The sequence below is a fragment of the Klebsiella sp. 141203 genome (assembly GCF_032601985.1).
GTDB lineage: Bacteria > Pseudomonadota > Gammaproteobacteria > Enterobacterales > Enterobacteriaceae > Klebsiella > Klebsiella aerogenes.
In genome coordinates, this window is sequence record NZ_JAQIRL010000001.1 from 1143536 (window position 1) to 1157738 (window position 14203).

At 43.6% G+C, this 14203-nt stretch carries 8 protein-coding genes; 1 reads left to right on the forward strand and 7 read right to left on the reverse strand.

From position 1 onward, the window contains the following. The first annotated feature begins 835 nt into the window (after nucleotides 1–835). A complete protein-coding gene (locus PGR29_RS05610) occupies nucleotides 836–1840 on the forward strand; it encodes an NAD-dependent epimerase (protein ID WP_087860463.1) in 1005 nt (334 codons plus the stop codon). 258 nt (nucleotides 1841–2098) lie between these two features. On the opposite strand, the gene ugd is transcribed toward PGR29_RS05610, so the two are convergent. The 7 genes from ugd to gndA all read right to left on the reverse strand — a co-directional run bounded on the left by ugd (nucleotide 2099) and on the right by gndA (nucleotide 14008). Further along, nucleotides 2099–3265, reverse strand: a complete 1167-nt coding sequence (ugd, locus tag PGR29_RS05615) for a UDP-glucose 6-dehydrogenase (RefSeq protein ID WP_113373500.1) — start codon at nucleotides 3263–3265, stop codon at nucleotides 2099–2101. Nucleotides 3266–3488: 223 nt separating this feature from the next. Further along, on the reverse strand, nucleotides 3489–4841 hold the full coding sequence (locus PGR29_RS05620) for a TolC family outer membrane protein (protein ID WP_410477023.1): 1353 nt from the start codon (nucleotides 4839–4841) through the stop codon (nucleotides 3489–3491). A 23-nt stretch (nucleotides 4842–4864) separates the two neighbouring features. Next, a complete protein-coding gene (locus PGR29_RS05625; RefSeq protein WP_087860461.1) occupies nucleotides 4865–6196 on the reverse strand; it encodes an HlyD family type I secretion periplasmic adaptor subunit in 1332 nt (443 codons plus the stop codon). Nucleotides 6197–6248: 52 nt separating this feature from the next. Further along, nucleotides 6249–8024, reverse strand: a complete 1776-nt coding sequence (locus tag PGR29_RS05630) for a type I secretion system permease/ATPase (protein WP_316424202.1) — start codon at nucleotides 8022–8024, stop codon at nucleotides 6249–6251. A 254-nt stretch (nucleotides 8025–8278) separates the two neighbouring features. Continuing rightward, nucleotides 8279–10873 carry a beta strand repeat-containing protein gene (locus PGR29_RS05635; protein WP_316424203.1) on the reverse strand — a complete coding sequence of 865 codons (2595 nt, stop codon included), beginning with the start codon at nucleotides 10871–10873 and terminating at the stop codon, nucleotides 8279–8281. Between the two features lie 510 nt (nucleotides 10874–11383). Further along, nucleotides 11384–12445, reverse strand: a complete 1062-nt coding sequence (locus PGR29_RS05640; RefSeq protein WP_316424204.1) for a glycosyltransferase family 4 protein — start codon at nucleotides 12443–12445, stop codon at nucleotides 11384–11386. 156 nt (nucleotides 12446–12601) lie between these two features. Beyond that, the gene (gene gndA / locus PGR29_RS05645; protein ID WP_316424206.1) at nucleotides 12602–14008 is read right to left on the reverse strand and encodes an NADP-dependent phosphogluconate dehydrogenase; all 1407 of its coding nucleotides are present in this window, start codon (nucleotides 14006–14008) and stop codon (nucleotides 12602–12604) included. Nucleotides 14009–14203 lie beyond the last annotated feature (195 nt).

Genomic DNA, 14203 nt, shown 5'->3' on the forward strand with positions numbered 1-14203 from the left:
CCCACTGTATGGATAAACCCTTCTCAGCAACCATACGCAGTTCCACATAATAGCGTACTATACACCATCATTTAGAGTATGTTACGGGGGGAACTATACGGCCACAAATGATTAGCTTTCTCATTTTGACCTGCTTCAGCCATCTACCTCACCAATCAGAGACACGCTACCGCCATTGGCTATCGCAACCAAAGCGCGCAGAACAAGTCTATAATTTTATAAATCTTCATAAACTTCAATGCATTGTAATCTAAATGCTACCGCAAGAGCCTATGATCTCGCTCTATCTCAAGCATCATTCTTGAGCTCAATCTGAGTGCGGTCACTCTCTCTGCTTTAGAGGCAACTTGCCATCAGGTTAGTCTCATTTCAGACAACGGACCTGGCAACGGAGATGCTTAACTTTAAGTGAGTTGCCCCATTCGGCAGCATCATTAATGTTAGTGGTATACTTGTCTATTATGGTAATAAAATCAGAAAGTTGCAATGTGAGCTTCTCAAGCGAATACCATATGAATGAAACAGCAGCATAGTATACTCCCGGCCTATAAGATTAAAAGCGAAAAAGCAGGATTGACTGGCAAAGAAGATTCATACACCAGGTAAGTACAATGCCATTTAAACGTTTGTTACAACTTAGAAAACTTGCTCACCAATGAGAATAATTTTCACTCTCATAATTGGACATGGCGTGCGCTTTACCGGGCGGTTTAGCTTTAAATGTTATTCTCCCCATCCTTTCCAAGCCAACCAGTAAACAAGATGATCGTTACCTCCCCCCTGTGTAAAATAGGCGCCTATAAGTAGTGGGACATCATGATCCTGGAGGATATAAATGAAATTTTTAGTCACTGGCGCTGCTGGCTTCATCGGCTTCCATGTATGTAAACGCCTGCTGGAAGCTGGTCATGAGGTTGTCGGGATCGACAACATGAATGACTACTACGATGTGAGCCTCAAACAAGCCCGCCTGGATCTTCTGAAAACGCCTTTGTTCAGTTTTCACAAAATTGATCTCGCCGATCGGGTTAACATGGAGCAGCTTTTTTCTAGAGAGAAATTTAATCGCGTAATCCACCTTGCCGCGCAAGCCGGCGTACGCTACTCACTGGAAAACCCGCACGCTTATGCTGACGCCAACCTGATGGGGTTCCTGAATATCCTTGAGGGGTGTCGCCATACTAAAATCGAGCATCTGGTCTACGCGTCATCCAGTTCCGTTTATGGTTTAAATCGTAAGATGCCGTTCTCAACCGATGATTCGGTAGATCACCCAGTATCGCTTTACGCGGCAACCAAAAAAGCTAATGAATTGATGGCGCATACTTATGCGCATCTCTATGGAATTCCAACAACCGGTCTGCGGTTTTTTACCGTCTATGGCCCATGGGGACGTCCGGATATGGCATTATTCAAGTTCACAAAAGCCATGCTCGAAGGTCAAAGCATCGACGTATACAACTACGGAAAAATGAAAAGAGACTTCACCTATATTGACGATATAGTTGAAGCTGTTGTTCGTGTTCAGGATGTCATTCCGCAGCCAAATCCGGACTGGACGGTAGAAACCGGGTCTCCGGCCACCAGTTCTGCCCCCTATCGGGTCTATAACATTGGCAATAGCTCGCCGGTTGAACTAATGGACTACATCACCGCGCTTGAAGAAGCTATGGGTATGGAAGCTAAGAAAAACATGATGCCGATGCAGCCAGGCGATGTTCTGGAAACAAGCGCTGAAACTCAACCGCTGTATGATCTGGTTGGTTTCAGGCCGCAAACTACGGTCAAGCAAGGCGTGAAAAACTTCGTGGAGTGGTATAAAGACTACTACGCAATTTGATAATTTCTTATCTTCTGTTTTTACCGCAATCCACCGATTGCGGTATATTAACAGCCCATAGTGTAATCAGAGTAGTAGTTTCCTCAACGTTATATACTTCTAATTCGACAGGGATATCTTTCGATGTAGAATACAGAGATAGTCTCGTAAATGCCACGGTAGCATTAGTATTTTATTTCAGCACATAATGATGCTGCTTTTTTCTCATCATAAAAATTAAGGCAGGTAATTTTGCAAACCACCTGCCGTTATTAGAATTTAATCGTTACCAAATAGGTCTCGCGTATACACTTTATCTTTCACATCCGCCAATTCTTCTGCCATGCGGTTAGAAATAATTACATCCGACTCCTGCTTAAAAACATCAAGGTCGCGAATAACACGCGAGTTAAAAAATTCATCTTCCTTCATCACTGGCTCGTAAATAATTACAGGTATACCTTTCGCTTTTATTCTTTTCATTATACCTTGAATAGAGGAAGCACGGAAATTATCAGAGCCGCTCTTCATAATTAACCGATACACACCAACAACCTTCGGATTTTTCGCCAGGATGGAGTCTGCAATAAAATCTTTCCGCGTGCGATTTGCATCAACAATTGCCGAAATAATATTATTGGGTACCGACTCATAATTCGCCAGCAACTGTTTGGTATCTTTCGGTAAGCAGTACCCACCATAGCCAAAAGAGGGATTGTTGTAATGATTACCAATTCGCGGATCCAGACATACACCCTCAATAATTTGTTTACTGTTTAGCCCCTGGCTTTCAGCGTAGCTGTCTAACTCATTAAAATAGGCAACACGTAGTGCTAAGTAAGTATTAGCAAAGAGCTTAATAGCTTCAGCTTCAGTTGAATCAGTAAAAAGGGTCGGAATGTCTTTCTTAATCGCACCTTCTTTCAATAGGTCTGCGAATCGCTCAGCACGAGCAGAACGCTCACCAATGACAATTCGCGATGGATATAAATTATCGTACAAAGCCCGTCCCTCGCGGAGAAACTCCGGCGAGAAAATGATATTTTCAATTCCAAGGCGCTCTTTTATGCCGCGAGTGAAACCAACTGGGACCGTTGATTTTATAACCATAACAGCTTTCGGATTGATAGCAGTCACATCACGGATGACAGCCTCAACAGAAGACGTATTGAAGTAATTTGTCTTGGGATCATAATCTGTCGGCGTAGCTATAATAACGTAATCAGCGTCATGATACGCATCGAGTTTGTCTGTTGTTGCACGAAAATTAAGCTTTTTTTCCGTTAAATATTGTTGGATCTCATTATCTGCTATAGGTGAAATTTTCTGGTTAAGCAAATCTACTTTGGCCTGAATGATATCCAAAGCGACCACTTCATGGTTCTGGGCAATCAGAACACCATTCGATAAACCAACATAGCCTGTACCGGAAATAGTAATTTTCATAGAGCAACACTTCTACAGTTAACGGGTGATGGCAAATCGCCACAGTAATGATGGATACTGCTGGCGTTTTACTCTTTGCGAATAGTGAAGTCAAGACGGGGACGGGTCTTAAAAGTCCCCTTCATGTGAGCATACAGATTGAAGCGTAGTATCGATACGGGTTTCGGAGATGCAAAAAACAAACTATTTTACACTCTTTCTGTTTCGAACTTCACAGTTTCACTCAAGAACGATGGAAGTACCCCGCAACTTGCATAATATCTTTTTCGCTCAGCGTACCTGAATCTCCAAGCAACGTAATCCAGGCCTTAATATAAGTGTATTTAGCTTCTGCTAAATCTCGCTGTGCAGCATAGAGTTGCTGCTCCGCATTAAGCACATCAACGTTCACCCTCTGCCCGGCGAGCACACTTTGCCGTGTAGCCTCTACCTGCGTCGTCGCCGATTTTACAGCCAATTCATAGGCCCTGAGCTTAGCCTGGCTACTAATACACTGATTAAACTGTTTACGAAGGTCGTTCATAATCGAACCGACCTGGGCGTCCAGTTCATACTTAGCCTGCCCATAACGCGCCGCAGCCTGCCTCGTCGAGGCTGCAACTCCCCCGCCAGAATAAATTGGCATTGATACCTGAACCCCAACACTGTCGGTTCGATATTTCTGATTTACCGTATTGTCGCTGCTTGAATCATTTTCCGAGTGTGATGCATATAGCTGAACTTGTGGCATAAAACCAGCCCGGTTACGTTCAACATCATAACGCGCGGCATCCACGCCATGACGTGATGAAGCTAGTTGTGGATTTCGTTCCATGGCTAGCTTTTGCCAATCATCGAATGCTGTAAAACGTAGCGGTGAGACCTGGAATTTACCCTGCCGTAACGTCTGCAATGCATCTAACTGATCGAGAGGAATTCCGATGATGACTTCAAGCTCCCGCTGAGCTGAGTCTAAGACATCTCGAGCCTCGATGACCTGAGCTTCAGCAAGACTATACCGTGCCTGAGTCTCAGCAACGTCCGTCACAGTGCCCTCACCAGCGGACATCAGGCGATCATTCAACGCAAGTTGTTCTTTATAGGCTGCCTTTTGCGCCTCAGCTAGTGCAATTTGATCTTTGGCGTATGCAACACTGACGTAAGCCGAAATGACCCGGACTGCAAGATCGAGGTATTTACTGCGATATTTTTCGTCAGCCATCAAACTTTGTGCGACTCCGGTTTTATATTTCGCATAAGCCTCATAATCAAATAGAGGTTGCGTTAGGGTCACGGAACCCGCATAACTGCGGTACTGCTGTCGTTTAGTCACATCGCTAACATTGCCAAAAATATCACTCGTCTGATATTTTTGAGTCTGCCAATTACGTGGCGCATTCTGATAATTGAGAGAGACTTTTGGTAATAACCCTGCTCGTCCAATATTTTTTGCTTCATCCCCGGCTTCCTTTTCTTTAATCGCCGCCTGAAATGTCGGGTCTTTTTCCAGCGCTAGCGAATAGGCGTCCAGAATGCCCAATGCATACACCGGTGAGGATACCCCCCACACTATCGAACTAAGGGTGAGATTAATCATCTTCCTTTTCATGAAAATCACGATTATTCCTCGGTCAATGAAGTACGCGCACGATCCAAAATTGGTTTAAACAGATAACTTAACAGCGAACGGGACCCCGTCCTTACGAACACCTCAACTGGCATCCCTGGTTTGATTTCCTCACCCTGGAGCATTTTGATTCCTTCCGGAGTGACCGTTACCTGCATCTGATAATAAGCTTCCCCATTTGCTTTATCGATTAAACGGTCGGCAGAAACAAGCGTCACCGTACCAGGTATTTTAGGCGTCCTGTTTTGGTTAAAAGCAGTAAACATAAGCTCAACGGGGAGCCCGGTATATACTTTATCGATTAGTTGTACTTTCAATTGAGCATCAACAACCAACGCAGCTTCACTGGGAACCACATCCATAAGGTGATCTCCAGCCCCCACCACGCCGCCTTGGGTAAATATATTCAGTCCAACGACGGTACCATCAACTGGCGAAATAATTTCGGTATTCCCTAGCTCAAAATTAGCCATATCCAGTTTGTTTTTATAATCATTTACATCCATTTGCGTTTGCGCTAACTGTGTTCTCACTTCACGCTGATAGTCCGCATACCGCTGGTCGATACGCTGCTGCGACTCCAACAGTTGCTTTTGTAGCTGTCCGATCCTGCCTATCGTCTCATCGATACTGCTACTGATCTCTGCAAACTGACGTTGAGCCTCCAGATAACGGTTGCGCGGCAAATACCCTTCCGCAGAAAGCTGTTTCATACTTGTCATCTGCTCACGGATGCTGTTTAGTTGAATCTGTTTGTTCGCCCGGGAATCCTGTAATCCCTTGAGCTGGAAACGGATACCGTCAATTGACTGCCTAAAACCATCGACTTCACTACGTAATGCCTGTCGGCGAGAAATAAAAAGCTGTTGCTGCAAGGCAATTATTTCCGCAGCACGAGGCTTATCTTTGATAGCATTGAAAACGTCAGAGAATTTAATTGCATCCAGATTATCTCTTTCAGCTAACAAACGCCCCTCTGTTGCCAGTGTTGTGTAATATTGGATCTTCAGGGAGTCCACCTGCGCCTGTGCCTGCACCTGGCTCATTTGAACCAGTACCTGCCCGGCCTTGACCTTATCCCCTTCTTTAACCGCGATATTGCTGATAATACCACTGGTTGGAGATTGAATAGTTTTACGGTTTCCTGAAACAGTTACCGACCCTTGAGAGGCAACGCCTTTATCCAGAGGAGCGAAAGCTGCCCATAACAGGAAACCGCATAAACCAATCGCGATCACCAACCAACCAAAACGCGTATATTTCCGCTCATCAGTAGAATCTGATGGCACATCGCCACTAAAAGACTGATTCATTTGAGAAGACATATTCCCCCCTTTAACAACAGATAGTTGCAGCTTTTATCTGGCAAGCCGTTATTTAGTTTATTTGTGTTTTAGGGGTAACCCCGTTGCCGTCATGCGATTCACTATTAACTGCATGCATTGCCTGTTGCTGTGCTGCCTGAGTCCTCTGAGCATTATTCAAAGCCTGAAGTACCTGTTGGGTGGTACCAAACGCGTTAACCTTACCATTGACCAATAGTAACAACTTACTGGTCATTGAAAGCAAGTTAGTTCGATGCGTAATCAGTACCACCGTTTTTTGCCGCTCCCGAAGAAAGGCAATAGCCTTATTAAGGGCCAATTCGCCAGCGTCATCCAGATTAGAATTCGGTTCATCAAGAACAATCAACGAGGGATCGCCATACAAGGCCCTTGCAAGCCCAATACGTTGCTTTTGACCTCCAGAAAGTCCGCTCCCGCCGTTGCCAATCACTGAGTCATAGCCATGTGGGAAACGTAAAATCAGTTCGTGTACCCCTGCCAGTTTCGCGGCAGCAATCACTTTCTCAGCATCGACGTCATTAAATCTCGCTATGTTCTCCGCTATGGTTCCAGCGAACAATTCAATGTCTTGAGGTAAATAGCCAATATGCGGCCCCAGTTCATCTTTATTCCACTGATAAATATCAGCGCCATCCAACCGAACAATTCCTTCACTTACCGGCCAAATCCCAACTAATAATCGTGCCAGGGTCGATTTTCCGGATGCACTAGGGCCAATAATGCCAAGCACATCACCCGCCTGTAAATTAAATGACACAGCGTGCAATACCGGTTCACCCTGTGCGCCCGGCGGTTTCGCCGATACATTTTCTACGCTCAGTACCCCTTCAGGTTTCGGCAGAGACATCCCGGTGCCACGGGGTGGGTTACTATCCAGTAATTTAACCAACCGGCGATAAGATAGTTTTGCCGAGCTCCAGCTTTTCCAGACGTTAATCACTTGTTCTATCGGAGCAAGCGTCCTCCCCATCAAAATAGAACCGGCGATCATCATTCCAGGAGTAATATGACCATCGATAGCCAGCCAGCCCCCCAGCCCGAGCACCAAAGATTGCAAGGAAAGACGCACAAATTTCGTAATAGAATTGATACGGGAAGCTCGTTCACTCGCGACTCGCTGACTGTTCAGAAATCGTTGATGTAAACTAAACCATCGTCCCTTGATGTTTGGCAACATTCCTAATGCTTCTATAACTTCCGCATTGCGCAAGTTAGTACTGGCAAGACTTCCTGATTGCAACGCAAGCTTACTCGCTTCAGCCAATGGTTCTTTTGATACTATTTCATTCACCACGGCCAGCGCTATCAATATTAATGAGCCAATTAATGCAAACAACCCTAACCAGGGATTAAACAGAAAAATGACCAACAAATAGATCGGGAACCAGGGCGCATCAAAAAAAGCAAAAAGCGCGCTGCCGGTCAAAAACTGACGCATATTAGTAAGATCGTTAAGCATTTGCCCGGCATCAGCAGATTTATTTTTGAGATTATCTTCGTATGCTGCGGTATAAACACGTGTATTTAAACGCATATCTAGCTGCGCGCCAATCCGTATGACCACCATGCTACGGACATACTCCAGCAATGCCATCATACCAAACATGGCCAGCATGATAAGGGTTAGCATCAGCAGAGTGATTTCATTACCAGAGGGTAGCACCCGGTCATAAACCTGGAGCATATAAATCGAAGGTACTAACATTAAGATATTAATGAATGCGGTAAAAACACCGACTGTCCAGAATATTTTACTGCGAGTGCGTATTACGTCCGCAATTTCATTGCGCGGTAAATAGTGCTCCACTGCTTTTTCCCTTATTTTTGTGTACCTTCAGCCACACCTCTACCGACAGTAGAGCAATCAGATCCCAACAACTCAGGCTGGAGATATTTATAATATATAGATAGGAAAACACTAAAATATCAAGCTACCAAAAAAAATATTTTTTCATAATCCATGCGAAAATTAATGTTAATAAAAATACGACAGAGATCACAATAAAAAGGGGGAAGAGCATCCTCCCCCTTTTTTATAAAACAGCCATCACATCACGCTGCTTAAGCGTAGTGTAAAGTATCAACCAACTGCTGATGGGTTTGCCCGTTGAGATACACTACTGTATCGTTCGCATCCAGAGTATGGTTGTTGTTGTTATCAACAATCAGGTAGTTACTAGCCTCGTGGGAGTTATCAGTCCAGACAACCGACGCTACCCCCACCTTAGCAGTGAGATCACCGTTACCACCGATACCAAGGATTTGCCCTAACAGACCGACAACGCCGCCAACCACACCACCAACTAATGTACCTAACAACGCGTCAACAACATCAGTCGTACGTACACCATAATCAGCTACCTGGGTATGCGTGGCATCATTGTTAATAGTCAGACCTGAAGCAGTGTCAAAAATGCTATCTTTACCGCTATTAAAATCTGAAATGGTCACACCAGAGTTGACGGTGCTTGCTTTCAATTGGTAAAGGTTCGCACCGTCACCACCTGAAACAATGGTGTTACCGAGAACCTTAAAGGTATCCGCAACGCTAGTTCCTTGAACCGATAAGTTATGCCCACCACCTAACCCCAACAGATTAATAATCGTTGTTGTCACACCAGCAGCAGGAAGAATAGTCAGAAGTTGATAAAGGATTCCTTTACCAGTTCCCCCCACATTAGCATCCAGATTCAATCCTGCGGAATTTGCCGAAGCATTGATAGTCTCCAGGTTGCCGTAACCTGTGCCTACCGTCAGATTAAGCAAATGATCGCCGGTGACATTGATAGTTTGTAGTTGGCTACCGGTTCCCGCCAAGCTGATGGCGTTAGCGAAACTACCGGTACCACCCGAGCCGACATTCAGGGTTGTCAACGCAGTGGCGCCACTGCTGTTTAGTGCCAGCGAGCCTGCGTTGATATCGCTATTACTGGTTGCGGTGAAGTTAACATTGAAATGATCGGTGATACCTGGACGGAACGTAATATCGACACTACTTGCCGCAGTCGCGTTACCTGTGACTTCAAGTTGCGCGGAATTGCCACCTGCCGCATTAATCACATGGACATTACTTGCCAGGCCCGATAACACAAATCCCTGCGAGCCGACTGTTGAAGTTCCGGCCTGGGTGATATTTGTCCCAAGAGTACCAGTCAAACTCGATTCGGTGGTTGCATTACCCGTTAATACGCCAAAGTCAAATGTATGGGCCTGAGCGGTAGAACTTGCACTAACAGTTGCCTGCCCTACATAGCCAGCAAGATCCAGCTTTTCGAAATTACTGAACTGCGAAGAGTTGGAAGTGATAACTGCAGTTCGGGTAACAATATTCCCACCCATAACGACATTTTTCGTAATAAAGTTAGCCGAAATGGTATCAATCCCAGCTCCACCATCAGCGGTGACAGATGTGCTCACCGTATTTGCCCCGCCAGTAGAGTTACCGGCCCACTTCAGCGTATCGTTACCCGTTCCGAGGTTAAACTTAGCCGTGGCGGTGGTCATATTAACAAGGTTACTAACAAGAACATCATCAGCGCCGGAACTGGCATTGAGGATCACGCTACCGTTGTTAACAACGATGTCTACCCCAGGGTTCACCCCATTATCGGACAGGTTAACAGTGGCTGCGCTTGAACCATTAATTTCTAGATTTGCCAAATGATCGGCGAATTTGAGGTTAACGGTGCTCGCCACGTTAGCATTGAGTTGCGCGTTAGTCAGAACCGCAGTTTCAGCATTAGTGAGCTGATGGCTAGCATTGGTATTGACTGTACCAGTGGCGTTGCCGCCTGTAGCGCTGGCGCTGAGGACAGCGCTAGTTTTATAAAGTAACCCGGTACCAATCTGATATTCAAAGGCATGCTGATTGGTTACAGTTGCCGCATCTGTAGCCGTAGAACCGCGTAAATCGTTGATAATTGCCTGGGTAATGGTTGCCTTATTGGTGCCGAGAGCGCTGTATTGCGCTAAAACCGCTGCACTAGGGGCGACGCCGTAAATTCCCTGATAAACATGCGTGATAAAGGCATCGCCAGTTAAATTAGAACCTTTGCTTTGAAACTCAGAAGAAGCAATTAATTTTGTCAGTAATGAACTATATGTATTACCACCGGTGGCAAGATAATTAGTCCAGTCGCCAAGCCCGCCCATGTCAACTGAACGTCCCACTAAAGAAATGTACGCAGCTTCGACTTGCTCCTTACTACTTAGAGCGACGCTCCATGTATTCCAGTTCGCTGAGCCATAGTCTTTGTACATGACTTTATTCAGCGCATTATCAAAGCTATTTTGTGCTGTTAGCGTCGCAGAATCGAATCCTGTATAATTCAGAACACCATTAATTACATTATTAAGAGCCGCGTTTAAATTTGAGCCTGTTAAAAAAGTTTGGGCGACACTATCTGCTGGGGTGCTTCCCCAAATGGACGCATAGACAAGTTTAACTATCTCAAGATCGGTTTTGCCAGAATACAAAGTCTGACCCGCTGTGGATGCTAACAGGTTAGAAATATATTGTTCTTGGCTAATCGCCCCCGTACGAAACTGGCCTGCTACGGCATCATAGGTGGAAGCCGTCGTATAGGTGTTTTTCCCAAGAATTGCAAATTGTATAGCTGCAACTGCTTTTTGTGTGAGTAGCACTTGAGTAACCATTTAAGAATCCTCAAAATTTCGTATCAGGAGCAATCCAGGCCCAGAGTTATTGGGAGTTCATTGGAAGCGTTTGCATCAGCATAGATGCACCTTCCCCTTAATAAGAAAAGTCTAAAAAAATCACACCGTCAACACGCTAGAATAAAAAAATAAAATACGAATAGTTTCCATAAGTTATGCAGGTATGAATTAAAATCTCACTGCCTCACTCCCCACTAAATTCAGTAGGTAAAAAGACAAAAAGATAAACGTGTATTAGCAACGGCAGATACCATTACATAAAACAAGGATATTATAGATATTGATAGAATAACGGAAATTTTAAGGGTACCGTCAAAAGCAGGTGTGGTAAAAGTAAAAAAAGGGGCAGGATTAGCAAATGCTGGCAGTTTGAGGTCAAAGCAAGTGGAGTTAACAATAAATGTTAATTAGCTAAAACAATTAACATTATCATGAGTAAAATAAATTGGTTGGCAGTTAATTAAGTTCAATACGAACCATAGTGTATAATTAATAAATTTTAGCAATAAGTATATTCAGCTTTTCAGCAGAACGTTCCCATGAATACCTCTCTACATTAGACTTACCCTTATCAATCAACAGGTTGCGTTCGTCAACGTTATTATTTAATTTAATGATCGCTTTGATAAGCTCATATTTTGAGTCTGGGTCAAAGTACAACACACTATCCCCCAAAGTCTCTTGAAGAGACGCTCTATTTGAGGAAATAACCGGACAAGAGCATGACTGGGCTTCCAGTGGAGGTATACCGAACCCTTCATAATATGATGGAAAAATAAAAGCCTTTGCGCCTCTGTATAAAGCAATTAATTCTTCATCAGGTACACGCCCCAAAAAATCTATTCTTGGGTCATCAGTTTTGATATTTACACAATTAAATACCGTGTTCCTGTCACCTATTATCTTCAAATTTATATTTAAATCTGCAGATAGTACAGTTTCAATAAGACCATGAATATTTTTATGATGATTAACCGAAGACACGGTCAAAAAGTAATCACCTCCACATATTTCATTGTCCCTAACCATACTATCATCTGGTTTAAAAAAAACATTACTTACAGCATTCGGGATAATGTGAATTTTACTCGCATCACAATTATAATAATTTAATAGCTCACTTTTCGAAAAATCACTGACAGTCACTATTAATTTTGAATTCTTTAGTAAAACAGGAGTGAACAATGAGTATAACAGCCTGAAACCGAATGAAAAACTTTCAGGATAACGTATATAAGTAATATCATGTTGCGTTACAATCTGCCTTTTGAAAAACAAAGGGCCACTATTGCATAAATTGACTAGCACGCAATCTTTTTGTTTTTTTAGAAAAAGCGGTAATGTAAATTGTTCCCAAAAATGACCTCTCCCCCCCTTGATTTCTTTAATACTAAAATTTGAAATGTTATAGCTTTTATCAATGGCTGACATATCAGGCACCAATACCACAACATCATGTCTCAATTTTGATAACCTAAGACTCATTTCATAAGCAAATCGCTGCACACCGGTAAGTTTTTGAGTAAGAAAACGACCATTAACATAAATCATTAGCGACCTACTTGAGGTTTATTATTATAAGAAACTTATTATGACAGGATTATAAATTTAAAAAAACCATTTTCGAAGAAAATGTAATAACTGATTAGTCATAGGTAAAAAAAAAGCCCTGTAAAAACAGGGCTTAGAAAGTAAAACTTTACTGGCTTAGTTAATCCATTCAGTATGGAACACACCGTCTTTGTCAATGCGCTTATAAGTATGTGCGCCGAAGTAATCACGCTGAGCCTGAATTAGATTTGCTGGCAATACTGCAGAGCGATAACTGTCATAATAAGCGATGGCGGCTGAGAATGTCGGAACAGGGATACCATTTTGCACCGCATAAGCTACAACATCACGTAATGCCTGCTGATAATCATCAGCAATCTGTTTGAAGTAAGGAGCTAATAACAGATTAGCAATTTTTGCATCCTGATTATATGCATCGGTGATCTTCTGGAGGAACTGAGCGCGGATGATGCACCCTGCACGGAAAATTTTAGCAATTTCTCCGTAGTTAAGATCCCAATGATACTCATTCGAGGCTGCTCGCAACTGAGAAAAACCTTGAGCATAAGAAACGATCTTACCTAAATATAATGCTCTACGGACTTTCTCAACAAATGCTGTTTTATCACCGGCAAGTTTAGCTTGTGGGCCCGTCAATACTTTAGACGCTGCAACACGCTGCTCTTTAAGGGACGAGATATAGCGAGCGAAAACTGATTCCGTAATAAGGGACAATGGTTCACCTAAATCAAGAGAGCTCTGGCTTGTCCACTTACCAGTGCCTTTATTCGCGGCCTCGTCAAGAATGACATCAACCAAATAGTTACCTGCCTCATCTTTCTTTGTGAAGATATCTTTTGTAATATCAATGAGATAACTACTTAATTCACCTTCATTCCATTTGGTGAAAGTTTCCGCTAATTCCTGGTTGGAAAGATTTAAACCACCCTTCAACAATGCATAGGCTTCAGCGATTAGTTGCATATCGCCGTATTCGATACCATTGTGAACCATCTTAACATAATGGCCCGCGCCATCAGCCCCGATGTAGGTTACGCAAGGCTCACCGTCTTCCGCTACAGCCGCAATTTGTTTAAGAATTGGCGCAACCAGTTCATAAGCTTCTTGTTGACCACCAGGCATAATTGAAGGGCCTTTCAATGCCCCTTCTTCTCCGCCGGATACACCTGTCCCGATAAAGTTGAACCCTTCAGCAGAGAGTTCGCGATTACGGCGGATAGTATCCTGGAAGAATGTATTACCCCCATCAATTATGATGTCACCTTTTTCCAGGTATGGCTTCAACGATTCAATTGCACTATCAGTGCCGGCACCGGCTTTAACCATCAACAGGATACGTCGAGGGGTTTCCAGAGATTCAACAAACTCTTTCACTGTGAAATAAGGGACTAATTTTTTGCCTGGATTTTCAGCAATAACTTCTTCAGTCTTTTCACGGGAGCGGTTGAAAACAGAGACGGTATAGCCACGACTTTCGATGTTGAGCGCAAGGTTTCGGCCCATCACCGCCATACCAACAACCCCTATCTGTTGCTTGGACATTACTTACTCCTGTCTGGTGTGGTCACTGCGACACGTTCGCAGTTTAAATGTGATGTTTATATTAGCTCAAAGCCCGTATGACGTATAGTGTAAAAATGTTAACAAATGAAGAATAAAAAACATAACCAATTGAAAACTATGGCATTCTACTCTTACATACAACACCATTAACGCAATAAAAGCCAACCGATATGA

Bases quoted from the DNA above. Each gene is read 5' to 3' on its own strand.
- PGR29_RS05625 (WP_087860461.1), bottom strand. From the start codon at position 6,196: ATGTCTTCTCAAATGAATCAGTCTTTTAGTGGCGATGTGCCATCAGAT.
- PGR29_RS05620 (WP_410477023.1), bottom strand. From the start codon at position 4,841: ATGATTAATCTCACCCTTAGTTCGATAGTGTGGGGGGTATCCTCACCG.
- PGR29_RS05610 (WP_087860463.1), top strand. From the start codon at position 836: ATGAAATTTTTAGTCACTGGCGCTGCTGGCTTCATCGGCTTCCATGTA.
- ugd (WP_113373500.1), bottom strand. From the start codon at position 3,265: ATGAAAATTACTATTTCCGGTACAGGCTATGTTGGTTTATCGAATGGT.
- PGR29_RS05635 (WP_316424203.1), bottom strand. From the start codon at position 10,873: ATGGTTACTCAAGTGCTACTCACACAAAAAGCAGTTGCAGCTATACAA.
- PGR29_RS05640 (WP_316424204.1), bottom strand. From the start codon at position 12,445: ATGATTTATGTTAATGGTCGTTTTCTTACTCAAAAACTTACCGGTGTG.
- gndA (WP_316424206.1), bottom strand. From the start codon at position 14,008: ATGTCCAAGCAACAGATAGGGGTTGTTGGTATGGCGGTGATGGGCCGA.